This window comes from Pedobacter sp. KBW06 (genome assembly GCF_003852525.1).
In the GTDB taxonomy this organism is placed as follows: domain Bacteria; phylum Bacteroidota; class Bacteroidia; order Sphingobacteriales; family Sphingobacteriaceae; genus Pedobacter.
Genome location: NZ_QAJL01000002.1, coordinates 180,409 through 204,139, shown reverse-complemented (window position 1 = coordinate 204,139; position 23,731 = coordinate 180,409). Strand labels below are relative to the sequence as shown.

Below are 23,731 nucleotides of genomic sequence, written 5' to 3'. Positions count from 1 at the left end.
TTAAATCATACTTAAGAACTCATTAACCATATCTTTATAACTCCTTCCTATTGGAAGTTGCTTGTTCTGAATTTCAATTTCTGTACCCGTATAGGCATCAATTTTTTCTTTTGCTACCAGAAAGGAGCGATGGATCCTTAAAAAATCGGCTTTGGGAAGATGCGTTTCTATCTGTCCGAGCTGAAATTTGGTAATGATCTCCTGGTCCCTGGTATAAATCCGGACATATTCTTTCAGGCTTTCTATATAAAGGATGTCCTTGAAGTAAATCTTTATACGTTTTTTATTGGCATTGATAAACATATAGTCTTTACCGGATGGTGTAACTACTGCTGCGGCTGTTGGTTTGCTGGAATTCAGTTGATTTAGCTTATTCACTGCTTTTAAAAATCTGCTGAATTCAATTGGTTTTAGGAGGTAATCTACAATATTGAACTCATATCCCTGCAAAGCATATTCATGATAAGCAGTTGTAATGATGATATGGGGAGGATGTTTTAAGGTTTGTATAAAGTCCAATCCTTTAAGTTTCGGCAGATTAATGTCCAGAAAAATAACATCAATATCATTGGCACCGAGATCGTCCAAAGCACTGATCGCATCTGCATAGGTGTTTTTTAATTTCAAAAAAGGAACATCTGCAATATAATCCTGCAGGATTTCGGCAGCTAAGGGTTCATCTTCGATAATGATGCATTTATAAGGTTCCATGACTGTTCAGGTTGATTTTTAAAGAAACATTGAAAATTTCCGGAAGGTTATCCAGCTGTAGAGAGAATTCCTTATACATCAATTCAAGCTGCCGGCGCACATTACTTAATCCAATTTTTTCAGTTACTATATTTTCGCCGTTATAATCCTGTGTATTGTTCGTCTGAAAATAAAGAGTCCCGTTTTTTAACCTGATTCTGATTTCAATACGGTTGTCGCCGGTAGTCTCATTTAGTCCATGTTTAAATGCATTTTCTATAAAAGGGAGCAGAATGAGTGGGGTAATCATTTGAGTACTGTTGTCGATCTCTTTTTCAAAAAAGACTTTCAAACGATTATCATATCGGATTTTTTCCAGTTCCAGGTAGTCTTCGAGGATCCGGATCTCTTCAGCAATGGTAATGGATTCCCTATGCGATTCATAAAGCATAAACCTTAGTAGTTTAGATAACCTGAGGACTACCTCCGGAGCCTGATCTGATTTTTTTCTCGCCAGGCCGTAAATGTTGTTCAGCGTATTAAACAGAAAATGTGGGTTGATCTGATTTTTTAGGAATTTCAATTCCGTCTCTAATTTGTCTTTGATCAGAAACTTCTCTGTTTTTAGTTTTGAGGCCTGCATTCGAAAGAGCTTTAAGGCTACTGCAATGCCACAGATGTAACCAATGTCCAGCAGGGCGATAAACAGACCTGAAGGATTAAATACATCTGTTATGCTTACTATTTTTTCAGGTTTGAGTAAAGGACTGATCACAAAAACGTTTGCAACACGGTAAAAAAAGATCGCAACAACCAGGGCCAGCAATATCTGAATGAGGATTTTGAAAGTGGCAGTTTTCTGGACCAGAAGGTTATTAATGGGAAACTGCATCACATAATAAGAAAAGGGCATTTTAACGGAAACCAGGAGGAGATTAAACAAAATAGCAAGTGTGACGACATAGGTTCCGCGTTCTGGTGGAAATAAATCATGTATCCAGGCGTATTCCAATAACGTTCCCTGGATACTATAAGTACACCAGAATAAGAGATGTCGGTAAATTTTGTGCTTCACTATCGGAAGTTCGGGATTTTTATGCCAAATAAATGAAAATAATATCAATGGCATTCCGGGAGGTATCAATAGTTGGATCTGGTGTACTGGCGTATTAAAACACGTTCAGGGTGGTAATATGGTAATGTGTATTCTAACAGGTGTTGTCTGTTGATGAACTTTGGATTTATGTCTGAGAATTCAGGACTTTACTGAACATTAGAAAACTAACCAAACTTGATTATGGAAACCTATATTACACGACAAAATTATTCCAAGGATAAATCTTCCGGGATTTTTTTTAAAGTCTTCTGCCTAGGGTTGATCGCGGGGACACTGGACGGCCTGGCGGCTATTTTTTTATCTGCAAAAGGCAATGCGACAATTGTATTTAAATATATCTCCAGCGCAGTTCTCGGGCCGGAAGCCTTTCATGGTGGAGCAGGAACAGTCATTTTAGGGATAAGTTTCCATTATTTTAATGCTTTTGCGTTTACGATATTTTATTTTTTTATCTATCCTCATTTAACTCTGCTTCGCAGGAATATTGTCGCTAGCAGTTTGCTGTACGGCTCTTTTATCTGGATGGTGATGAATCTTTGTGTAGTGCCGCTAACGAGGATCGGCGCTCAGGATTATACACTCAGTGGAATTGCAAAGAGCTGGGCCATTCTCGTCTTTTTTATAGCTTTACCGGTGTCAATAGGAGTAAAGGAAATCTACGGCACCAAAAAAATGTCATAAAGATAATCATATGAAACATTTGTGGTTACTAACCTCTTTGATCACCTGGGCTGTGGTCAATGGAGGTCCGGAAAAGGCAGCACAAAAAAGGATGGTCTCCGATACTGGTTTTGCTGTTGTCGAATTGTTTACCTCCGAAGGATGTTCCAGTTGTCCGGCTGCGGAAAAGCTATTAAAAGAGGTTCATCAGGAATATCAGGGCAGACCAGTTTATGTATTGGCTTTTCATGTGGATTATTGGAATAAATTAGGTTGGACAGATAAATTTAGCAGTGCTGAATTTACCCGGCGCCAATATCAATATAGTGCGTTTTTTATGGGTCAGATTTATACTCCGCAGGCAATTGTCAATGGTAGAGAATCCTTTGTTGGTTCGGATGGAGAAAAAATACATGGGGCAATCAACACTGCCCTTAAAAGGAAGGTCAAGCTGCAGCAGACACAGTATAAAATAGGTATAAAGGATAGACATTTACTTTTGGATTATACCCTGGATCAAACATACCAGGGAAATCTGATATCGGTTGCCCTTTTACAGGGACAGGAATCGGTTCAGATAGCTGCGGGTGAAAATAAAGGGAAGTTACTGGAACACCTGAACGTGGTCCGTAGCTTTTATTCCGCGCCGGCATTGGATCCTTCCGGGAGTATAAGTTTGGATATTCCCGAAGGGCTCGACCCTAAAGGACTTCATCTCCTGGTTTATTTACAAAATCAAAAGAATTTTAATGTTATTTCTGTTTCGGAGCTTTCTCTTTAGCAATGTTAAGGGCTTGTGGCTTTATCCGAATTCTGATCAAATAAAAAAGGCTCCGGGGAGGAGCCTTTATTGCTGGTCGTCTAACCAGACAATTATAGGGATAATTATAGGAGGGCAATTCAGGGATGTTCAATCTCATATTGTCGATTTTGTAGAACATCGTTTTAATCTTATTATTTCTAATAAGTCTAATGTATAAAAATATTTTCTAAAAAAATAATATATCGAGAAATATTCTCGAATTTACATTGAAAAATCTTTATTTCTGTATATCAAACCGATATATTGAAATTAACCCGTCCGGGTGTCAGGATTGGTATTGTCTCCTTTCGATCCATGTTCGGTTCTCGTTCGACTACAACAGTTAACTGGAACGTACCTGGAACGTATCATGAACGTACCAGGTACGTCTATTTGTATCAAAAGACGTTCCTGGTACGTCTTTGGTAGGTCCTGGACACGTTTCAGTTATCTGTTTGTATGCAAGGAATATCGAACCAATTGGCTTTAGAATAAACTCTTGGATTGGTGATTTAAATCAAAAAAGCCTCTGAATTTATATTCAGAGGCTTAGCTATAAGGTCGAGTCTAAAAATTATACCGCAGGACTACTTTGTTTCCCTAATTTACTGTGTTTGTAACCATAAAGGAAGTATACCACAAGACCTATAATCAGCCAGATACCAAAACCAATCCAGTTGGAAATACCCAGTTCACACATCATGTATAAACAGCTGATTAACCCAAGCACCGGAATCAGAGATAGGTTTTTGGTGATGCAATAATAAATAATCACAAGACAGATGATGAGGAAAATCCACATTGGGATTTTATGCTTAAATAAACCCCATCCTGATTCGTATTTTTTCTCTATGTTGACCTTCGATTGGTCCATAAAGCTTTGGTACTGATCTCCGGATAAGCCGTTAAGGTAAGCTGTAGCATCCTGGTTTTCCGCGGCATTTATTTTTACTGAAGAGTTTTTGATTTCCCCTTTAACCAACTCCAGTTCTGAAGCGTTAAGTGAAGTAATAAAATGTACCGGTTCATATACCCTTGGCGTATTGAAGATAAAAGCATTTGTTTCCTTTTTATACTCCGTGAAGCCAAAAATCAGCATTGCTATAAAAACGACGGGAACAATGTATTTTGAATTGACATAGGGGGTTTTGAACTTCCCTCTTTGAATGTTTGGCTTGTTTTGTAATACCAATACTCCTGCACATACCAATACGAAGGCGAACAATGTTCCTATAGAACAAAGATCAGTTACGATGGTGAGGTTCATAAATAAGGAAGGGATGGCTACAACAAAACCAACCACTATAGTTGCAAAGGAGGGAGTTTGGTATTTGGGATGGATTTTAGAAAAGGATTTTGGAAGTAAGCCATCGCGGCTCATGCTCATCCAGATTCTAGGTTGCCCCATTTGGAAAACCAACAGTACACTTGCCATTGCAAATACGGCACTCACCGCAATGATCCCACTCATCAGCTTAAGATTGATGTGGTCGAACACAAATGCAAGGGGATCTCCTACGGCTAAAAGGCTATAATTTACGATGCCGGTAAGTACCAGCGCTATGGCTACATATAGTATTGTACAGATAATAATTGCCCACATCATCCCTCTAGGAAGATCGCGTTGCGGGTTCTTGCACTCTTCTGCAGTAGTGGAGATGGCATCAAATCCGATGTAAGCAAAGAACACCGCTGAAACTCCTTTTAGAACTCCTGAAACACCATTAGGTGCAAAAGGATTCCAGTTTGCAGTATCTACATAGAAAATACCTACGGCCAGCACCAGCAAGATCACGGCAAGCTTTACAACTACCATGGCATTACTCGCATTTCTGGATTCTTTCATTCCTCTATAGATCAGCCAGGTAATAAAGATGATGATACCTAATGCAGGTAAGTCGGCTACAATATGAAAACCTCCGATTTTTGGAGCCGTAATCCAGGCATTATTGGCAATTCTGGTGGCATCATCAAGATTGGCAAAGCTTTTTCCTGCATTCACCAGTGCTTCCGCATGTTTGTGTCCATTGTAAGCAGAAAGGTAATCCATAGTTGCCCAATCGGGTACATGAATGCCTTTAATACCCAGTGCGGGAATATGTATGGAAGAGAGGAGCCCCGTAAAATAATCCGACCAGGAAATGGCCACTGTAATATTTCCAATGGAATACTCCATAATGAGTGACCATCCAATAATCCAGGCCACCAATTCTCCGAATGCTACATAGGAATAGGTGTAAGCACTACCCGAAACCGGAACCATTGATGCAAATTCTGCGTAGGCAAATGCCGCAAAGCTACAGGCAACAGCAGTAAAAATGAATAAAAATATAACTGCGGGGCCACCATCGGCACTGGCTTTTCCAATGGTACTGAAAATTCCTGCGCCAATAATTGCTGCAATTCCAAAAGCGGTAAGGTCTCTTACCCCTAGTGTTTTATGTAAAGAAGTTCCATGTTCTCCATAGCCTTTTTCTGCATCTTCTAATATTTTGGTAATAGATTTCTTTCTGAAGAGTTTTTCAAACATAGAATATTGGTTAGTTTAGTTTGTATTATTCAAACTTATAAATTTACTTCTAAACTATTAACCTAATTTCTGTAATTCGTCTTTTACAAAGGAGGCCAACTCTTCAATATAGCTTAAACTGAAGTCAAATTTAATTCCTGCAGTCTCATAAATTTCATTGATAGGTTTCGTGTACCCCAGAGAAAGTGCCGCCAGGTATTGTTCCATAGCCTTTTGTGGATTCTCTTTGTAGTTTTTCCAGATTGCAATGGCACCCAATTGTGCGATCGCATATTCTATATAATAAAAAGGAACTTCAAAAAGATGAAGTTGTTTTTGCCAAAGGTTGCCAAATTCGGCTTCCTGTCCTTCCCAATTAGAGAATCCGGCACCGAAACGGGTGTATATTTGCTTGAATGTTTCTTCTCTATCGGCCGCGTTATGACTTGGGTTGGTATAGATCCAATGTTGAAACTGGTCGATTACTGCTACCCATGGAAGGGTTTTCAGGACGTCTTGTAATTGTTCTCTTTTTGCACGAAGGAGATCTTCTTCATTGTCAAAATAGATGTTCCAGTTGTCCATAGAGATGAGCTCCATGCTCATTGAAGCAAGTTCTGCAACCTCTGAAGGACAGTGTTTGAAATCGTTCAGTTCCAGATGAGCCGTAAGGAAGGTATGGATCGCATGACCACCTTCATGAACCATCGTCGTTAAATCTCTCAGGGAATTGGCTGAGTTCATGAAAATAAAAGGCGCTCCGGTTTCTGCAAGCGGGTAGTTGTACCCACCAGGTGCTTTACCTTTCCTGCTTTCCACATCAAACAGGTTGTTTGCCTTCATCGTCGCTAGCATTTGCCCAAGTTTCGGATCAATAGCATTAAAGCATTCAATACTCTTATCGATTAGTTCTGCACCATTTTTGAACGGTTTTAAAGCAGCTTTTCCGGTCGTACTCACCTCCATATCCCAGGGTTTAAGGACTTCAATCCCTAAAGCGTCTGCACGTTTTTGTGCCTGTTCCTTTAAGATTGGAACGACTTGTTTTTCAATAGCTTCATGGAAATGATAACAATCCTGAGGGGTATAATCAAATCTGCCCAATGCCTGGAACATATAATCTCTGTAATTCTCAAAGCCTGCATTTAAAGCAACCTGGTGACGCATGGTAAGAAGTTCATCAAAGAGTATGTTTAGATCGTCTTTGTCTACCAAACGACGCTGTTGAATGGTTTCCCATGCCTGTTGTCTGACACTTCTGTCGGTATCTTTTATGAAATTTGCCGCTTGTTCCAGGGTATATTCCTGCCCGCCGATCTCTACACTCATCGCACCTGTAACACCCTGATATTTCTGCTGAGTGACTTGCAATCTGGTCAATAGCTCTACATTTTCTTCCCGATAGATTTCTATTGCTTTTCTGATGGCCCTGATGTAAACGAAATATTTATCCTGATCCAGTTCATCAATAAAAGGACTGTCGTTGAATTTTTGATTCAGCTGGTTGGCAATAGGAGAGATCTTTGGTTCAATCTCTGTTGCGAAATATTGAAAAGATTGCAGCAGTTCTTCATTTGCCGTATCGCAGCTCATTTTGATGTATCTCCATGCAAAATCCTCCTCAAGTGCTGCTTCAAGCTCGCTCTTGTCTTTCAGCCATTGCTCCAGACCGGAAACATCTGCTATGGGACGTGCGAGTAATTCATTAAGAATAGGCTCCAGGTTGTCCCATTTCATTTCCAGGTTTTGGGGGATATAAGCTCTTTGTTTTACAGGTATATTGAGATTGATCATAGGTTTTTAAAAATTAAGATAAAGCAAATATAAGGAACGGCAAGGTCGTCAGCAATCGGAAAACACAATTGATTTTAATGCCGGAAAAAGCGATAGTTTTCCATTGGAACTATAAGGAGGACATTTTCAACTNNAGTTGAAAATGTCCTCCTTAGATGATATATTAATGTAATATTGTTCTGAAAAGTACATCTGCGAGAAAGCAGACTGCAAACACCACAGAAGCAAATCCATTGGTTGTTGCAAAGGCCTTGTTTACTTTACTGATGTCGTTTGGTTTTACCAGTAAATGCTGATAAATCAACATAAAGCAGAAAAATGCGACGCCTATATAGTAGAACCAACTGAAATTATGTGGCGTAAAGAAAATCGGAAGAATCACACATAGTGCGGAGAAAACATGTAATACCACAGAAAGTCTCAATGCATTTTTAATTCCTAAAGCTGCGGGGATGGAGTGTAACTTCTCTTCCCGGTCAAAATCTTCATCCTGCAGGGCATAGATGATGTCAAAACCACTCACCCAAAACAATACGGCAAAGGAATACAATACAGGAACGATACTGAATGCTCCGGTTACGGCAATATACGCACCAATGGGAGCCAGAGACAGACCAAGGCCGAGTACGAGGTGGCACAAAGCCGTAAACCTTTTGGTGTAACTATAGAATAAAACCACAAATAAGGCAACAGGCGACAAATAAAAACAAAGTGTGTTGATAAATGCAGTAGTCGCAACAAATAGAACGCAGTTAATGATGACAAAGATCAGGGCTTCGTTTGCAGAAACCTTTCCTGCCGGAATGTCGCGCATTTGAGTACGTGGATTCTTTGCATCAATATTTCTGTCCAGATATCTGTTAAATGCCATTGCAGCATTGCGGGCAAAGACCATACACAAGAGGACAGCCACCAATAACATCCAGTTGAAAGGATTATCGGTTGTGGTTACCCCCAGGAAAAAGCCAATCATTGCGAAAGGAAGTGCAAAGATGGAATGGGCAAACAGCACCAGTGAAAAATACTTCTTCATGAAAGGGATATTAAAAATCTGTATCCGGTGTTAAAATAGGCATGGCAAAATCAAGGTTTGTCTGATCTACAAAATTCAGGATTTCATCTCTTCCTACATTTTTTTCTGAGGAAGTTACAAAGCATGGAGGAATCTCTTCAAACCATCCGCCCAATGCTTTTTTGAAGGCAGCGACGTTTTGATTTGTTTTTGCTGTAGACTGCTTATCTGCTTTTGTGAAAGCCAACACGAAAGGAATCTGAATTTCTCCCATCCAGCAGCAAAACTCAAGATCTATTTTTTGAGGTTCTAAGCGGCTATCTATCAGGACAAAAACACATTGTAAGCTTTCTCTTTTTGTGATGTAGTTGCGGATGAATTTCTCCCAGTTTTCTCTGCTGTTTTTAGAAACTTTCGCATATCCATATCCGGGTAAATCTACAATGTACCATTTTTCGTTGATGAGAAAATGATTGATCAACTGGGTTTTTCCCGGTCTTTGAGATGTTTTTGCTAAACCATGCTGATTCACCAGCATATTAATTAAAGAGGATTTTCCAACGTTGGAACGTCCGATGAATGCATATTCGGGCATATTGGCTACAGGCAAAGCTGAAACCTTTGTATTACTACAAATAAATGTTGCTGATTTTATAATCATTTGACAAAGGTAGAAAATTAGTTTTCAACAATACTTATCTTTGCGCCTTACTATGAACGAAAAGATCTCCACCTCCCACTCTGCAACGGCTCCTAAAAAGGAACAAGTAGCCTCAATGTTTGATAAGATATCAGGAACTTATGATTTTTTAAATCACTTTATGTCGCTCGGAATTGATATTCTATGGCGTAAAAGGGCAATTGCTGAGCTCAAGTCCATCAAACCGCGTTTGATGCTTGATGTCGCAACAGGAACCGGAGATTTTGCTTTTGAGGCGATCAAAATTCTTAATCCTGAGAAAGTAATCGGGGTAGATATTTCTGAAGGAATGCTGGAAGTGGCCCGTAAAAAGATCAATGAGCGGAATTTACACCCTGTTTTCTCTGTTCAAATGGGCGATTCAGAAGGTTTACATTTCGACGACAATCATTTTGATGCCGTAACGGTGGCCTTTGGAGTCAGGAATTACGAAAACCTGGAAAAAGGAATCAAAGATATGTACCGTGTGCTTAAGCCAGGTGGTAAAATCGTCATTCTTGAGTTTTCAAAACCAAGGAAATTCCCTGTTAAACAAGGGTATAATTTTTACTTTAATTATGTGACTCCGTTCTTTGGAAGAGCATTCTCTAAAGATGCCAGTGCCTATACTTATTTACCAGAGTCGGTTGCCGCGTTTCCTGATGGAGATACGTTTAATGCGATGCTGACAAAGGTTGGTTTTAAAAACGCAAAAGACATCAGGTTGACCTTTGGCATCTGTGCGATTTATACCGGAACAAAATAAAATTTAACATTACGGGCGAAATCGCTCAATCATCTATATGAACATGAAACTGCTCCTTCCTTTAATGTGCCTGCTAACTGTTACGACAGTAAAGGCTCAGAACTGGGGTGGCGGGATCGATGACAATAACCTCCATTTTGGATTTACTTTTCAATATGTTTCTTCGGAATATAAGATTTTGAAGAAATTGGATTGGAAGGATGTTGATGTCGATGAATGGAAGCTTAATAGTGATGTTCCCAAAGGGTTTAGTTCTATTTCTTCAAAGCCATCTGCAGGGTTTGGAATCGGCTTTGTGATCAATCAGAAGATCCACGATAATGTAGATGTCCGCTTAACGCCGATATTGGTTTTTAATGATAGGATTCTAAATTACCGTTTTGAAGAACCACCTGGGACTGGTTTAGGGCAAACACCTATAGATGTGCAGAAAAAACTGGAGACGACATTTGTAGATTTTCCCTTGAGTTTGAAGATCAAGTCCAACAGAAGAAACAATTTCCGGGCCTATATGATGGGAGGGGTTAAGTATACTGCAGATATTTCTTCCAAGAAAAAGTCCGATAACAATGCCGTACTTGATCCAATGGAGAAGTTTGTGAATAACCGTCGTAACTTCTTTTCTTATGAAGCAGGACTAGGGATGGACCTGTACTTTGAATATTTCAAGATGTCACCCGAGATCAAATTGTCTTATTCTTTTGATAGTGTGAAGAAAAACGAAGCGCTGAATGTGTTTTCCACTCCGATTGATAAGCTCATGTTGCGACATGTGACATTCAGTTTATTTTTTGAATGATGTGGCTGAGAAAAAAGTTTTAGTTTTGTTAAGACAATACCCCATCTAAAAAAAATAATCATAGTACCAATGAAACCACCGTTTGATAATGGTTTCGTAACCGATAAAAAATAAATATACACGGATGAAAACTGCATTAATTACAGGAGCAACTTCAGGAATCGGAGAAGCCTGCGCAGACTTATTTGCTGCACAGGGCTATCACTTAATTTTAGTGGCAAGAAGAGAAAATTTATTGAAAGAGGTGGCGAAACGCCTGGAAGATGAATATGCCATTGAAACAAAAACCCTTGTTGCCGATGTAAGAATTCACGACGATTTATCTTATGCATTGGAAACTTTACCTGCGCAATGGAAACAGGTGGATGTGTTAATCAATAATGCCGGGCTAAGTCAGGGCTTAGATCCTATTGATAAAGGAAGTATTTCTGATTGGGATACCATGATTGATACCAATGTTAAAGGATTGCTTTATGTGACTAAGATCGTTTCGAACTGGATGATCAGCCAAAAGTCAGGTCATATCATTAATATCGGTTCTATCGCCGGACAGGAAGTATATCCTAACGGAAATGTTTACTGTGCGACAAAACATGCAGTTGATGCCCTGAATAAAGGCATGCGCATAGATTTGTTACCTCATGGAATAAAAGTAACGGCCATCAATCCCGGGATGGTAGAAACAGAGTTTTCTAAAGTTCGTTTTAAAGGAGATGAAGGTCGGGCGAAGAAGGTGTATGATGGCTTGGAACCACTGGTTGCCAATGATATTGCGGAGGCGATCTGGTTCGCCGTCAGCAGGCCCGCACATGTAAACATCAACGACATGCTCATTATGCCTACTGCTCAGGCTACGGGTGCCATCATTAAAAGAAATTAAAATATTAATCGAAACAGATATGATATCAACTACAATAGATCAGGAGATTAAAAAAGCGATGCTGGCTAAAGATCAGGCGCAATTACGAGGTTTAAGAGCGATTAAGGCAGCTTTATTGCTGGCTAAAACAGAAAAAGGATCAGGCGAAGAGATCACAGAAGAAGTGGAATCAAAGATCTTACAAAAGCTGGTAAAACAACGTCGCGAATCTGCTGATATCTATAAGCAACAAGGTCGTGAAGACCTGAGCATCATTGAAGAAGAAGAAATCGAAGTGATCAGCCGCTTTATGCCTAAGCAATTGGAGCAGGCAGAAATTGAAAGCATCATTGCTCAGATCATCAAAGATTCCGGTGCTGCTTCAGTGAAAGAAATGGGTAAAGTAATAGGCCTTGCAAATAAGGAACTTGCGGGCAAAGCAGATGGAAAACTGATCGCCGAGATCGTGAAAGCGCAATTGGCATAAAATATGCTTGAAAATTTATGTGTTTAAACCTTTTTTCGAAAAATTAATGTTTTAAATTACATTAAATTTAATTTACTCTACTAACTTAGTAGCATTACCTTACTTAACACAAAATATGAAATACGAAGTAATAGACGAAGACGGGTTTAAATATATTGAGGCTGGAAAAGGAGAACCCCTGGTATTACTTCATGGTTTAATGGGAGAGTTGAGTAATTGGGAACCGGTAATTGATCATTTTAAAGGCAATTACCATGTTATGGTACCTATTTTACCAATTTATGAGCTCCCTATACTTACTTTAGGTGTAAAGAGCTTATCAAAATATGTTAACAGATTTTTAAAACATAAGAAACTTAGTCAGGTTGTTTTAATTGGCAATTCATTGGGCGGACATGTAGGTCTTGTATTTACAACTTCCCATCAGGAAAATGTAAAAGCACTGGTACTAACAGGAAGCTCCGGCTTATATGAAAATGCTTTTGGCGGATCATTTCCAAGAAGAGAAAGTTATGATTATATTAGGGAAAAGGTAGAGTTTACTTTCTATGACCCTGCAGTTGCTACCAAGGAGTTGGTAGATGAAGTTTATAAAAGTGTGAATGACCGTTCCAGGGTAATCCGGATTCTGGCCTTAGCCAAGTCGGCTATCCGCCACAACATGTCGAAAGACTTGTCCAGGATTACGATCCCCGTTTCTTTAATCTGGGGGAAACAGGATAAGGTAACCCCTCCTGAGGTTGCGGAAGAATTTCACGAACTACTGCCTAATTCAGAATTGAATTGGGTAGATAAATGCGGACATGCACCGATGATGGAGCGTCCGGAATTATTTAATGAATACCTGGAGAAATTTTTAAATAGAATATTACTTAAATAATGTTTGCATCTGAACTCATATCTAATTCAATTCCCCCGCTAAAGACCTCTGACTCGGTTCAGAAAGCTTTGGAGAGGATGACTGAGTTCAAGCTATACCATTTACCCATTGTAAATGAGACCCAGTTTCTGGGACTGCTGGCAGAGGAAGAGTTGATTGAGGTGAGGGATACAGAACAGGCAATCGGCAGTTTGCCTTTGTCTATTTTAAACCCTTTTGTTTATGAAGATGCGCACATTTACGACATCATCAGACTCTTTCATCAGCTACACTTATCGGTAGTTCCTGTTCTGGATTATAAAAAAAACTATTTAGGACTAATTTCTATAAATAACCTGTTAGATTATACTGCCGATATTTATGCGGTAAAAGAACCGGGAGGGATTATCGTGCTGGAAATCAGCAACCGTAACAATTCCCTTTCTCACATGGCGCAGATTGTGGAAGCCGATAATGCGCAGATCCTTTCTTCTTATGTGCAGTCTTTTCCCGATTCTACAAAATTGGAAGTCACTCTAAAAATCAATAAAACTGAATTGTCGGGAATTATCTCCTCTTTTGAGCGGTATAATTACCAGGTAAAAGCTGTGTTTAACAGCACCATTTCAGATAATGGTACCGAAGACAGATATAATTCATTCATGAATTATTTAAACGTATAAAACCCATAAATGAGAACTGCAATTTACGGTAGAGAGTTCAATAATAGCGTTTTACCATATGTACAGGAAGTATTCAATGTTCTGGGCGAATCAAAAGCGCCCATTCTTGTTTCCAAAGATTACCTAGACTTCATAAAAGATAAAATCAAGCTGCCTGAGGGCATTATTATTTTTAGTAATCATACCGAATTGGTCGGTCAGGCGGACGTTCTGATTAGCCTGGGCGGGGACGGAACATTACTCGATACACTGTCGCTGATCCGCGATTCGGGGATTCCGGTGATCGGAATTAACTTCGGCCGACTGGGATTTTTGGCGAGTATCAATAAAGATGAGATCAGAATCGCGATCAAAGCACTCCACAATAAAGAGTACTCTCTGGATAAGCGGACTTTACTGAGTCTGGAATCGAAATTTGATCTGTTTGGTGAGGAAAACTTCGCCTTAAATGACATCACTATTCATAGAAGGGATAAATCAGCGATGATGATTATTCATGCCTATATGAACAATGAATTTGTGAATTCTTACTGGGCGGATGGTTTGATCATTGCCACACCTACAGGTTCAACAGCCTATTCTTTAAGCTGCGGTGGCCCAATCATCTATCCAAGTTCGCAAAATTTTGTGATCACCCCAATTGCACCACATAACCTGAATGTAAGGCCTGTCATTATTCCTGATGATGTTTCACTTACATTTGAAGTAGAAGCCAGAAGTGCAAAATTCCTGGTTTCCTGCGATTCAAGAACAGAAACGGTAGACCGCTCTGTAAAACTGACCTTAAATAAAGCTGCCTTTCATGTAAATCTGATCAGGCTGAACAATGAAAGTTACCTGACCACGTTAAGAAATAAACTACTTTGGGGTATTGATACCCGCAATTATTAAGATGCGATACGGAACAAGGCTTTTCTGTTTTTTTGCGATCTCTTTCATTGGATTTAACGCTGCTGCTCAAACAATGGAGCTCGGCCTGGTCGGTGGAGGGGCAGGATATATGGGGGACCTTAACCAGACAAAACCTTTGAAAATTAGCGGAATGTCTGCCGGAGCTTATGTAAAGATGAATTTTGATCCTTACTGGGCTCTTGGTATCCATTACAATTTCGGTAAAATCAAAGCAAATGACCTGAGTTCTGATAACGCTCAATTTAGAGACAGAGGTCTTAATTTTAAGACTTCTCTGAATGAAATCAGCCTGCAGGTTGATTTTAACTTCTTAGAATATTTTGCCGGTGGAGGAACGAAAAGGTTTACTCCTTATATATTTACAGGAATTGGAGGGGTTTTCTTTAGTCCTAAAGGATATTATCCGCATGTAGCCGAGTTGGGCGACCAGGAGTATAACCTGAGATTTTACAGGACGGAAGGGCAGACAGAACCTTATAAAAACTACGCATTGACGGTTCCTTATGGGATCGGTTTTAAAACCAGGTTAAAAGAAAACTGGGGACTGTTTTCTCAAATTGGTTACCGAACGGCATTCACAGATTATCTGGATGATGTAAGTGGAAAATATCCAGGTATTGATCATCCGCCTGCTGATGGAAACAGAGGGTTAACGCTTTCAGATCCTAACAGAGGTCCCTTAGTATCAGGCACTCCCCCAAGAACTCTTTCAGGGACCCAAAGAGGCGATTTTAGAAAAAGAGATACCTATATGTTTGTAGGTATTGGCATATCTTATACCTTTGTGTCCCAAAAATGTTATACATTTTAAGCATATTTGCAATTATAAATGGGATTTAAAGAACAAATTGACGTTACACGCCTGCCTGAGCACATCGCAATCATCATGGATGGAAATGGGAGATGGGCAAAAAATCAAGGCAAATTCAGGCACTTTGGCCATGAAAGCGGGGTGTTATCTGTAAAAGATATTGTAGAAGGCTGCGCAGATATAGGTATCAAATACCTGACTGTATATGCTTTTTCTACCGAAAACTGGAATAGGCCCATAGAAGAAGTGAATGCTTTAATGGAGCTGCTGATCTCAACCATTAATCAGGAAACCGCAACGCTTAATAAGAATAACATCAGACTTAACGCCATCGGGGACATCTCTTCCCTTCCACAAAAATGTATTGACGACCTGAAAAGTGCTATGGATAACACCGCAAAAAATACGCGTTGTACCCTCACACTTGCTTTGAGTTATAGTGCGAAATGGGAAATCATCGAAGCGGCAAAGAAACTGGCTCAAAAAGTTAAAGACCAGGAAATTAATATTGATGAAATCAATGAAAATACTTTTTCAGCCCAGCTGACAACTACCGATATTCCAGATCCTGAACTCATGATCAGGACGAGCGGGGAACATAGGATCAGCAATTTTCTATTGTGGCAGATGGCTTATACCGAACTGTATTTTACCGATACTTTGTGGCCTGACTTTAGAAGGGAAGACCTTTTTGAAGCAATTGTAGACTACCAAAAGCGCGAACGCCGCTTCGGTAAAATTAGTGAACAGTTGAACTAATTTTACTTTTAACACTTTTTAACATGTGTTTAAATTAACTTAGCATCGATTTTTAGATTTAAATGAAAAGAATATATCAACTCATATTGTTGTTATTGATTGGTTTACCAACAATGGCACAGATCCGTCCTCAGTCCAATCCTGCAACTCCTACATTAAAAGTTAATGGCCTGGATCTGGATTATTTTAACCCCAAAGAGTATACCATCGCAGATGTGACGCTTACGGGAGCGAAGTTTTTAGATAAAGATGTTATCATTACCCTTTCAAAACTGATTAAAGGAGAGCGTATTGTTCTTCCTGGAGAGGCTACTGCCAATGCCATTAAAATTCTTTGGGAACAAGGTTTATTTGATGATGTTCAGTTGGATATTGTTAAAATTGACGGCGATTCCGTTTTCTTCGATATTGAAGTGGTGGAACGTCCGCGTTTGAGCTCTTTTGATATTCAGGGGNNAGTAAATCTCAAAGAACAGATATTTTGGAGAAGCTGAATGCAAAAGCGACCAAGACGATCATCAATGATAACCTGTACAATACTACCACAAGTACCATCAAAAAGTATTTATTGGAAAAGGGATATTTCTTTACTGCGGTAACGTATAAAACCAAAGTTGATCCCAATCAGGAAAACCATGTTATCCTGGAAGTTAATGTAGAAAAAGGCCGTAAGGTTAAAGTTCATGAAATTAACTTTACCGGAAATCAGGCATTTTCTGATGCGAAACTGCGTAAGTTTTTGAAAAAGACCAAACAACAGGCATTCTACAAAATATTTGGTTCAGGTAAATTCAATAAAGAGAAATACGAAGAAGATAAAAAAACACTGATTGCCAAAATGCAGGATAAAGGTTACCGTGATGCGGTAATTCTGAAAGACAGTGTATATCAGTATAGCGATAAAGCAGTAGGCATTAAGCTGGACCTGTTTGAAGGACCTAAATATTATTTCGGAAATATCACCTTTGCAGGTAATGCAAAGTATGCAGGAAAAGACCTTGGAAGAATCCTAGGCCTTGAAAAAGGAGAAGTATTCAGCGAGGAGAAACTGGAAAAGAAATTAAGAGGCAGTCCTAACAGTGATGACGTTTCCAGTCTATACCTGAACGACGGTTATTTAACTTTTAACGTAGATCCTGTTCAGACTAAAATCTACAGCGACACAGTTGATGTGGAAGTACGTATCTATGAGGGACCTCAGTATACCAATAACAGGATTACAGTTAAAGGAAATACCATCACAAATGACAGAGTTGTATTGCGTGATGTACGTACTAAACCGGGAGATAAATTCTCTAAAGATCTATTAATCCGTACCGTTCGTGAGATCGGACAAATGGGCAACTTTGACGAGTCTAAAACAGTACCTACGCCTAAACCGAATCCGGCAGATGGAACTGTGGATATTGAATATGCCGTAGAAGAAAAACCTTCAGATCAGATCGAATTGTCAGGTGGTTTTGGTGGTGGTAACATCATTGGTACTTTAGGTCTTACTTTCAATAACTTCTCTTTGAAAAACCTGTTTAACGGAAGCGCTTATAAACCATTGCCAAAAGGTGACGGACAGAAGCTGAGCTTACGTGGACAGACAAACGGTAAATATTACCAGTCTTATAGTTTCTCTTTCTCTGAGCCATGGTTAGGTGGTAAAAAACCGGTTAGTTTTGGAGTGAGTGCATTTACCTCATTACAGTCTAACGGACTAAAAGAAAATGACAGCCGCGGACAACAACAAAGAATCCGTTTAAACGGGGTAACGGTAAGTTTGGGTAGAAAGTTAAACTTCCCGGATAACTATTTCCAGTTGAGCCATGCTTTGAGTTTCCAGCAATATGTTCTGAATAACTACTCCGGATATAAGTTCAGCACAGGTACTTCTTACAACATCAGTTTAGCACAGGAGTTAAGCAGGGATTCAAGAGATTCCCCAATCTTCCCTACAGGAGGTTCCTTCTTTAAATTTACGATTCAGGCAACGCCACCATATTCCTTGTTGAATAAGTTGAACTATGCTACCGCATCAGACAAAGAATTCTATAAATTCACAGAATACCACAAATGGAAATTTGAATCTCAATGGTTCCACAGGTTAGCCGGTAAGTTTGTTGTGAAAGCACAGGCACAGTTTGGTTTCCTTGGATCATATAACAAAGCAGTAGGAGATCCGGCATTTGAGCGTTTCAAATTGGGTGGTGACGGTATGCAAGGGTTTGATTTCCTTCAGGGATCTGAACTGATTGCCATGCGTGGTTACTCCAACAGTGCGGTGATTCCTAATGGTTCGAACGTAAGGATTGCACAACAATCAGGAAGTCCGATTTTCACGAAATATATGTTGGAATTAAGATATCCGGTTATTGCAAGTCAGTCGGCTACAGCCTTCCTTGTGGCTTTTGCAGAGGGTGGTAATACCTGGAACAAGTTCTCTGAATACAATCCTTTTAACGTTAGACGCTCTGCAGGTTTTGGTGCAAAGATATTTTTACCGATATTTGGATTATTGGGAATTGATTATGCGATTCCTTTTGATAAGATTCCTGGAGTTGAGAATGGCGGAAAGCAGAACTTTACTTTCAGTATTGCACAGCAGTTAGGTGGATTTAACTAATAAAAACAGACGAATGAAAAAATATCTTTTAATATGCTTCCTGAGTTTTACCTGCATGGGAGCCTTTGCTCAGAAATTCGCATATGTGGATACCGAATATATCTTGAAACACCTTCCGGAATATAAATCCGCTTTAACTCAGCTGACTGCCTTATCTAATCAATGGCAGGGACAGGTAGATCAAAACTTTGTAGAGATCGACAAAATGTATAAAGCCTATCAGGCTGATCAGGTTTTGTTAACTGCAGACATGCGTAAAAGAAGAGAAAATGACATCATAGAAAAAGAGAAAGCGGCGAAAGATTTTCAACGGAATATCTTTGGACCCGATGGAGAGCTTTTCAAATCGCGTACTAAACTATTGAGCCCGATTCAGGAAAAAGTAACCAAGACCATTAGTGAGGTTGCTAAAGCTAAACTGTTTGATTTCATCTTTGATAAAAGCAGCGAGTCGACGATGATGATTTATGCCAGCAGTAACTATGACGTAAGTAACGATGTCATCAGGCTACTTGGATTTAAACCAGGCTCAACTTTAAAATAACACACAAATAAGTAAAAACAATTATTAAGATAAATAGAAATGAGAAAGTCAATTAACGCATTTTTTGTAGCAGCGGGGTTATTGTTTACTGCCAACATTGCAAATGCACAACAAAAATTCGCACATTTAAATTCAGCAGTGATCATTGAAGCAATGCCGGAAGTTAAAGCAGCAAGAACAGCATTGGAAGCTTTTGGAAAAACCAAACAAGCTGATGTTGAGAAAATGATCTCTGAGTACCAGGTTAAACTGAAAGCAGCAGAAGATAAACAAAAGTCGTTGAGTGAAGCAAACAAAGAAACTGTAGGTAAAGAGTTACAAGCTATGGGTGCTGACTTGCAAGATCTTCAAAAACGTATTGAAGATGCAAGAGCTAAAGCTCAACAGGAAATGGAAGCTAAAAATGCTGAATTATTTAACCCTATCCAGGTGAAAGCTGATGCAGCAATCAAAGCCGTTTCTAAAGAAAAAGGTTTCGCTTATGTATTTGATACTGCAAACCAGGCTTTGGTTTATTGGGATGGTGGTGATGATATCACTGCAGCTGTTAAAACTAAATTGGGTATCACTGCAACTGCAGCTCCTAAGAAATAATTAGAATTAAAATATTTAAATTGCGGGATTGGGTGATAAAACTCAATCCCGTTTTTTTTATAATGAATATTACACAATCTATTGGCGTTTTTGATTCTGGTTATGGTGGTTTAACCGTGTTTAAATCCATTGCTGAAAAGTTACCTCAATACAATTATATCTATCTGGGTGATAACGCCCGCTCTCCCTATGGAGATCATTCTTACGAAACCATTTATCAGTATACACTGGACTGTGTAGAATGGCTTTTTGCCCAGGGTTGCCCCCTGGTGATTCTTGCCTGCAATACGGCGTCTGCAAAAGCTTTACGCAGCATCCAGCAGAAGGTGCTTCCGCTAAAGTATCCGAACCATCGGGTACTGGGCGTAATCAGACCTACTGCAGAAGTAGTAGGCGATTTTAGCAGGAACAAAACCATTGGTGTAATGGGCACCAGGGGAACGGTGAACTCCCTGTCTTACCCTATGGAGATTGCTAAGTTTTTTCCTGAATTAAAGGTGTTGCAGCAAAGCTGTCCGATGTGGGTACCGCTGATTGAAAATAATGAGCACCTGAATCCCGGGGCCGATTATTTTGTAGACAAATACCTGAAAGAACTGCTGGAAAAGGATGCCGATATTGATTGTATTCTGTTGGCGTGTACCCATTACCCATTACTTATTCCAAAGCTCAAAGCGATACTTCCTCAGGGTATTGAGCTATTGGGCCAGGCCGAGATTGTAGCCGATAGCCTGGATACCTATTTAAAGAAACATCCAGAGATCGCGGCAAAAATTGCGCAGAAGGGCGAAAAATATTTTTATACCTCCGGTGACCGGCAGGTCTTTGATCAGCATGCTTCCATCTTCTTTGGAGAGGAAATCGAATCTGAACAGATGCATCTTCAAGTCTAATACTTCCAGCCCCTGTCAGGGGCTTTTTTTTTCTCTATTATTTTTTTGTCTGTTGGTCGAATAGTAATGGCAGTTGGTCGACTGCTACCCCGGCATGGTCTAATGCGCCAGAAAACGCTGAAACGTTTTCCCTGAGATGGCGTCTTATCTACAAAACAACAATTAAATAATTAAAAAACTTAAAATATAAAGTCATGAAAACTTCGATCAAAACCTTATTCGCTTCCGCCTTAACTGCTATCGTTTTAACTTCTTCAGCCTTCACTACTTTCGCTAAAGACACCACACCTGTAAGCGCATCTGCTAACGTAAAGTTCAATAAAGTAGTGGTAACCGGAAATGCTAAAGTAGTATTGGTACAGTCTAATTCAGAAAGCATCACTACGAATGATGAGCTGACTGCAAATACTACCGTTCAACAAAAAGGATATACCTTGTACATCAACTCTACTGCGCAAAGCCCTGCAACAATCTATATTTCTGTAAAAGACCTGCAAAGAATTGATGCTGCCAATACAGCCGAGGTAAAAACCCGTGGTAATTTTGACCTTGCCGTTCTTCAGATCTTTTTAAAAGATGATGCTAAAGCAAATGTAAATGCAAAAGTAGGAAGCCTTTATACCGACATGAAAGACCAGTCAGATTTGAAATTGAGCGGTTCATCAGCAGAACATAATCTGGTTAGAAATGATGTTTCCAAATTAAATCTGAATGATTTCGTAATTGCCAAACTATAAAAGACACTAAGCCATCGTTAAGGAGGGAACAAAAATCCTTTCTGCAAGAAACCGCTCATCCAGATGTGCGGTTTTTTTTATTGGAAATTATCGGTTTTTATGCTGCTAAACGGTTTAAATGATGTTTGAACATTTGATTATAATCTTAATGAAAGATTCTATTTCTTTCTAGGTTCTAATTATTATTAACGGTAAATTTGCGGCTCAAACCACACACGAATGAGCGACTCGATCAAGCATGAATGCGGAATTGCCTTTATCCGCCTTTTAAAACCTCTCTCATACTACCAGGAAAAATACGGTACAGCACTCTGGGGACTGAATAAGCTTTATCTTTTAATGGAAAAGCAACACAACCGCGGACAAGATGGAGCCGGTATTGCAACCATTAAACTTGATGTTAAACCAGGACACCGCTACATCAGCAGGTACAGGTCTATGGCACAAAATGCAGTTGCAGATATTTTTGGATATGTACAAAGTAAATTTGTAGACATTCAGAATGAAACACCTGAATTAATGCAGGATGCCGAATGGTTGAAATCTAATGTTAGTTTTATCGGGGAAGTTTTACTAGGCCACCTTCGATATGGTACCCATGGTCAGAACAGCATTGAAAACTGCCACCCATTTTTGCGTCAGAACAACTGGATGACCCGTAATCTTGTGATTGCAGGTAACTTCAACATGACGAATGTAGAAGAGTTGCTGGAGCAATTGTATGAGCTTGGACAACATCCAAAAGAAAAAGCGGATACGGTTACCGTTCTTGAAAAAATTGGTCATTTCCTTGACGATGAAAATCAGGAACTTTTTGATGCTTACAAGAAAGAAGGACTGGATAATGTAGAAATTACCCATAAAATCTCTGAAGGTTTAGACATCGCTAAAATTTTGCGTCGCTCTGCGAAAAACTGGGATGGCGGATATGCGATTTCAGGAATTGTTGGTAATGGTGATGCTTTCGTCCTTCGTGATCCTTCGGGAATACGTCCGGCATTTTACTATGCTGATGATGAAATTGTAGTGGCTGCTTCAGAAAGACCGGCGATTCAGACTGCTTTCAACATTCCATTTAAAGATGTTAAAGAAATCGAACCAGGACATGCTTTAATCGTTAAGAAAAGCGGTAAAGTTACTCAGGAAGTATTCAGAGATCCTCAGGAAAAAAGAGCTTGCTCATTTGAACGTATTTACTTCTCCAGAGGAAGTGATGCTGATATTTATAAAGAAAGAAAACAACTAGGCGCCTTGCTGTGCGATCAGATCCTGAAAGCCGTAAGTGCAGACCTGAAAAATACTGTATTCTCTTTTATCCCGAATACTGCTGAAGTATCTTTCTACGGAATGGTAGAAGGATTACACAGTTATATCAGAGGGGTTCAAAAAGATACCTTGCTGAACCGTAAAGAAGAACTGAACGATCAGGAACTGGATGAATTGCTTTCTATGAACCCAAGGGTAGAAAAGCTGGCCATTAAAGATGTGAAATTAAGAACATTCATTACCCAGGATGCCGACAGGCAGGATATGGTAGCGCATGTTTATGACACGACTTATGGCATCATCAAGAACAATACAGATACCTTAGTGGCGATAGATGATTCTATTGTAAGGGGAACAACTTTAAAGCAAAGTATCATTAAGATCATCGACAGGTTACATCCTAAGAAGATCATTATCGTTTCTTCTGCTCCTCAGATCCGTTATCCGGATTGCTATGGTATTGATATGTCTAAAATGGGACAGTTTGTTGCTTTTGAAGCCGCCATTCAGTTGTTAAAGGAACGCGGAATGGAGCACATCATTGAAGAGGTTTACCAGAAATGTAAAGCTTCCCTGTTGTTGCCTAAAGAACAGATTGTAAATCACGTGAAGGACATTTACAGACCTTTTACTCAGGAAGAGATCTCTGCTCAGATTACCAAAATCATTACTCCTGCAAACATTAATGCAGAAGTAGAGGTGATCTACCAGACTTTAGATAATTTACATGTGGCTTGTCCGGATCATACCGGTGACTGGTATTTTTCAGGAAATTACCCAACCCCGGGTGGAAACAAAGTTGTGATCAAAGCTTTTGTAAACTGGAAAGAAGGAAACAACCAGAGAGCTTATTAGAATAAGCAGCTCATAAACAAAAATCCCCGTTAT

Annotated in this window: 23 protein-coding genes; 17 read left to right on the top strand and 6 right to left on the bottom strand. The window is 39.5% G+C overall.

The features are described from left to right. Window positions 1-711, bottom strand: coding sequence for a LytR/AlgR family response regulator transcription factor (locus DBR43_RS10990; protein WP_124580832.1), 711 nt, complete (start codon window positions 709-711; stop codon window positions 1-3). After that, window positions 698-1,765, bottom strand: a complete 1,068-nt coding sequence (locus DBR43_RS10985; protein ID WP_158622482.1) for a sensor histidine kinase — start codon at window positions 1,763-1,765, stop codon at window positions 698-700. Before DBR43_RS10985 ends, DBR43_RS10990 begins: the two co-directional genes overlap by 14 nt. A 222-nt stretch (window positions 1,766-1,987) precedes the next feature. Here DBR43_RS10985 and DBR43_RS10980 point away from each other — a divergent pair, with 222 nt between their 5' ends. Together DBR43_RS10980 and DBR43_RS10975 are read left to right on the top strand one after the other, a co-directional pair. Then, window positions 1,988-2,488, top strand: coding sequence for a hypothetical protein (locus DBR43_RS10980; protein ID WP_124580828.1), 501 nt, complete (start codon window positions 1,988-1,990; stop codon window positions 2,486-2,488). A gap of 10 nt (window positions 2,489-2,498) precedes the next feature. Beyond that, window positions 2,499-3,248 carry a DUF1223 domain-containing protein gene (locus tag DBR43_RS10975; protein WP_124580826.1) on the top strand — a complete coding sequence of 250 codons (750 nt, stop codon included), beginning with the start codon at window positions 2,499-2,501 and terminating at the stop codon, window positions 3,246-3,248. A gap of 595 nt (window positions 3,249-3,843) precedes the next feature. Here the strand turns inward: DBR43_RS10975 and DBR43_RS10970 are convergent. The 4 genes from DBR43_RS10970 to yihA form a co-directional block, all read right to left on the bottom strand. After that, window positions 3,844-5,799, bottom strand: coding sequence for an amino acid permease (locus tag DBR43_RS10970; protein WP_124580823.1), 1,956 nt, complete (start codon window positions 5,797-5,799; stop codon window positions 3,844-3,846). Between the two features lie 57 nt (window positions 5,800-5,856). After that, window positions 5,857-7,572 carry a M3 family oligoendopeptidase gene (locus DBR43_RS10965; RefSeq protein WP_124580821.1) on the bottom strand — a complete coding sequence of 572 codons (1,716 nt, stop codon included), beginning with the start codon at window positions 7,570-7,572 and terminating at the stop codon, window positions 5,857-5,859. A 163-nt stretch (window positions 7,573-7,735) separates the two neighbouring features. After that, a complete protein-coding gene (locus DBR43_RS10960) occupies window positions 7,736-8,605 on the bottom strand; it encodes a UbiA-like polyprenyltransferase (RefSeq protein WP_124580819.1) in 870 nt (289 codons plus the stop codon). A 10-nt stretch (window positions 8,606-8,615) separates the two neighbouring features. Then, window positions 8,616-9,245 (bottom strand): ribosome biogenesis GTP-binding protein YihA/YsxC, encoded by a 630-nt coding sequence (yihA, locus tag DBR43_RS10955; protein ID WP_124580817.1) that lies wholly within the window; start codon window positions 9,243-9,245, stop codon window positions 8,616-8,618. A 52-nt stretch (window positions 9,246-9,297) separates the two neighbouring features. Here yihA and ubiE point away from each other — a divergent pair, with 52 nt between their 5' ends. The 15 genes from ubiE to DBR43_RS10880 all read left to right on the top strand — a co-directional run bounded on the left by ubiE (window position 9,298) and on the right by DBR43_RS10880 (window position 23,698). Further along, a complete protein-coding gene (gene ubiE, locus DBR43_RS10950; protein WP_074612272.1) occupies window positions 9,298-10,029 on the top strand; it encodes a bifunctional demethylmenaquinone methyltransferase/2-methoxy-6-polyprenyl-1,4-benzoquinol methylase UbiE in 732 nt (243 codons plus the stop codon). A gap of 37 nt (window positions 10,030-10,066) precedes the next feature. Then, the gene (locus tag DBR43_RS10945) at window positions 10,067-10,828 is read left to right on the top strand and encodes an outer membrane beta-barrel protein (protein WP_199757026.1); all 762 of its coding nucleotides are present in this window, start codon (window positions 10,067-10,069) and stop codon (window positions 10,826-10,828) included. A gap of 124 nt (window positions 10,829-10,952) precedes the next feature. Continuing rightward, window positions 10,953-11,708, top strand: coding sequence for an SDR family NAD(P)-dependent oxidoreductase (locus tag DBR43_RS10940; protein WP_124580815.1), 756 nt, complete (start codon window positions 10,953-10,955; stop codon window positions 11,706-11,708). A 19-nt stretch (window positions 11,709-11,727) separates the two neighbouring features. Next, entirely contained in the window at window positions 11,728-12,174 is a 447-nt protein-coding gene (locus DBR43_RS10935; protein WP_124580813.1) for a GatB/YqeY domain-containing protein, read from the top strand. A 115-nt stretch (window positions 12,175-12,289) separates the two neighbouring features. Then, window positions 12,290-13,054 carry an alpha/beta fold hydrolase gene (locus DBR43_RS10930; RefSeq protein ID WP_124580811.1) on the top strand — a complete coding sequence of 255 codons (765 nt, stop codon included), beginning with the start codon at window positions 12,290-12,292 and terminating at the stop codon, window positions 13,052-13,054. Then, on the top strand, window positions 13,054-13,716 hold the full coding sequence (locus tag DBR43_RS10925) for a CBS domain-containing protein (RefSeq protein WP_124580809.1): 663 nt from the start codon (window positions 13,054-13,056) through the stop codon (window positions 13,714-13,716). Before DBR43_RS10930 ends, DBR43_RS10925 begins: the two co-directional genes overlap by 1 nt. Window positions 13,717-13,725: 9 nt before the next feature. Further along, window positions 13,726-14,607, top strand: coding sequence for an NAD kinase (locus tag DBR43_RS10920; protein WP_124580807.1), 882 nt, complete (start codon window positions 13,726-13,728; stop codon window positions 14,605-14,607). Between the two features lies 1 nt (window position 14,608). Beyond that, the gene (locus DBR43_RS10915; RefSeq protein WP_124580805.1) at window positions 14,609-15,439 is read left to right on the top strand and encodes a DUF6089 family protein; all 831 of its coding nucleotides are present in this window, start codon (window positions 14,609-14,611) and stop codon (window positions 15,437-15,439) included. An 18-nt stretch (window positions 15,440-15,457) separates the two neighbouring features. Then, window positions 15,458-16,198, top strand: coding sequence for an isoprenyl transferase (locus tag DBR43_RS10910; RefSeq protein WP_124580804.1), 741 nt, complete (start codon window positions 15,458-15,460; stop codon window positions 16,196-16,198). 481 nt (window positions 16,199-16,679) lie between these two features. Further along, window positions 16,680-18,809, top strand: a complete 2,130-nt coding sequence (locus tag DBR43_RS10905; RefSeq protein ID WP_410522652.1) for an outer membrane protein assembly factor — start codon at window positions 16,680-16,682, stop codon at window positions 18,807-18,809. 13 nt (window positions 18,810-18,822) lie between these two features. Further along, window positions 18,823-19,353, top strand: coding sequence for an OmpH family outer membrane protein (locus DBR43_RS10900; RefSeq protein WP_124580802.1), 531 nt, complete (start codon window positions 18,823-18,825; stop codon window positions 19,351-19,353). A 39-nt stretch (window positions 19,354-19,392) separates the two neighbouring features. After that, window positions 19,393-19,947, top strand: a complete 555-nt coding sequence (locus DBR43_RS10895) for an OmpH family outer membrane protein (protein ID WP_124580800.1) — start codon at window positions 19,393-19,395, stop codon at window positions 19,945-19,947. A gap of 62 nt (window positions 19,948-20,009) precedes the next feature. Beyond that, complete coding sequence (murI, locus tag DBR43_RS10890; RefSeq protein ID WP_124580799.1) at window positions 20,010-20,840, top strand: glutamate racemase; 831 nt, start codon at window positions 20,010-20,012, stop codon at window positions 20,838-20,840. Between the two features lie 194 nt (window positions 20,841-21,034). Next, window positions 21,035-21,577 carry a GIN domain-containing protein gene (locus DBR43_RS10885; protein ID WP_124580797.1) on the top strand — a complete coding sequence of 181 codons (543 nt, stop codon included), beginning with the start codon at window positions 21,035-21,037 and terminating at the stop codon, window positions 21,575-21,577. A gap of 219 nt (window positions 21,578-21,796) precedes the next feature. Beyond that, window positions 21,797-23,698 carry a class II glutamine amidotransferase gene (locus DBR43_RS10880; protein WP_124580795.1) on the top strand — a complete coding sequence of 634 codons (1,902 nt, stop codon included), beginning with the start codon at window positions 21,797-21,799 and terminating at the stop codon, window positions 23,696-23,698. The last annotated feature ends 33 nt before the right edge of the window (window positions 23,699-23,731 follow it).

What these genes read in the sequence shown, in the direction of transcription:
- DBR43_RS10990 (WP_124580832.1), bottom strand. Translation starts at nt 711, where the DNA reads ATGGAACCTTATAAATGCATCATTATCGAAGATGAACCCTTAGCTGCC.
- DBR43_RS10980 (WP_124580828.1), top strand. Translation starts at nt 1,988, where the DNA reads ATGGAAACCTATATTACACGACAAAATTATTCCAAGGATAAATCTTCC.
- DBR43_RS10975 (WP_124580826.1), top strand. Translation starts at nt 2,499, where the DNA reads ATGAAACATTTGTGGTTACTAACCTCTTTGATCACCTGGGCTGTGGTC.
- DBR43_RS10970 (WP_124580823.1), bottom strand. Translation starts at nt 5,799, where the DNA reads ATGTTTGAAAAACTCTTCAGAAAGAAATCTATTACCAAAATATTAGAA.
- DBR43_RS10965 (WP_124580821.1), bottom strand. Translation starts at nt 7,572, where the DNA reads ATGATCAATCTCAATATACCTGTAAAACAAAGAGCTTATATCCCCCAA.
- DBR43_RS10960 (WP_124580819.1), bottom strand. Translation starts at nt 8,605, where the DNA reads ATGAAGAAGTATTTTTCACTGGTGCTGTTTGCCCATTCCATCTTTGCA.
- yihA (WP_124580817.1), bottom strand. Translation starts at nt 9,245, where the DNA reads ATGATTATAAAATCAGCAACATTTATTTGTAGTAATACAAAGGTTTCA.
- ubiE (WP_074612272.1), top strand. Translation starts at nt 9,298, where the DNA reads ATGAACGAAAAGATCTCCACCTCCCACTCTGCAACGGCTCCTAAAAAG.
- DBR43_RS10945 (WP_199757026.1), top strand. Translation starts at nt 10,067, where the DNA reads ATGAACATGAAACTGCTCCTTCCTTTAATGTGCCTGCTAACTGTTACG.
- DBR43_RS10940 (WP_124580815.1), top strand. Translation starts at nt 10,953, where the DNA reads ATGAAAACTGCATTAATTACAGGAGCAACTTCAGGAATCGGAGAAGCC.
- DBR43_RS10935 (WP_124580813.1), top strand. Translation starts at nt 11,728, where the DNA reads ATGATATCAACTACAATAGATCAGGAGATTAAAAAAGCGATGCTGGCT.
- DBR43_RS10930 (WP_124580811.1), top strand. Translation starts at nt 12,290, where the DNA reads ATGAAATACGAAGTAATAGACGAAGACGGGTTTAAATATATTGAGGCT.
- DBR43_RS10925 (WP_124580809.1), top strand. Translation starts at nt 13,054, where the DNA reads ATGTTTGCATCTGAACTCATATCTAATTCAATTCCCCCGCTAAAGACC.
- DBR43_RS10920 (WP_124580807.1), top strand. Translation starts at nt 13,726, where the DNA reads ATGAGAACTGCAATTTACGGTAGAGAGTTCAATAATAGCGTTTTACCA.
- DBR43_RS10915 (WP_124580805.1), top strand. Translation starts at nt 14,609, where the DNA reads ATGCGATACGGAACAAGGCTTTTCTGTTTTTTTGCGATCTCTTTCATT.
- DBR43_RS10910 (WP_124580804.1), top strand. Translation starts at nt 15,458, where the DNA reads ATGGGATTTAAAGAACAAATTGACGTTACACGCCTGCCTGAGCACATC.
- DBR43_RS10900 (WP_124580802.1), top strand. Translation starts at nt 18,823, where the DNA reads ATGAAAAAATATCTTTTAATATGCTTCCTGAGTTTTACCTGCATGGGA.
- DBR43_RS10895 (WP_124580800.1), top strand. Translation starts at nt 19,393, where the DNA reads ATGAGAAAGTCAATTAACGCATTTTTTGTAGCAGCGGGGTTATTGTTT.
- murI (WP_124580799.1), top strand. Translation starts at nt 20,010, where the DNA reads ATGAATATTACACAATCTATTGGCGTTTTTGATTCTGGTTATGGTGGT.
- DBR43_RS10885 (WP_124580797.1), top strand. Translation starts at nt 21,035, where the DNA reads ATGAAAACTTCGATCAAAACCTTATTCGCTTCCGCCTTAACTGCTATC.
- DBR43_RS10880 (WP_124580795.1), top strand. Translation starts at nt 21,797, where the DNA reads ATGAGCGACTCGATCAAGCATGAATGCGGAATTGCCTTTATCCGCCTT.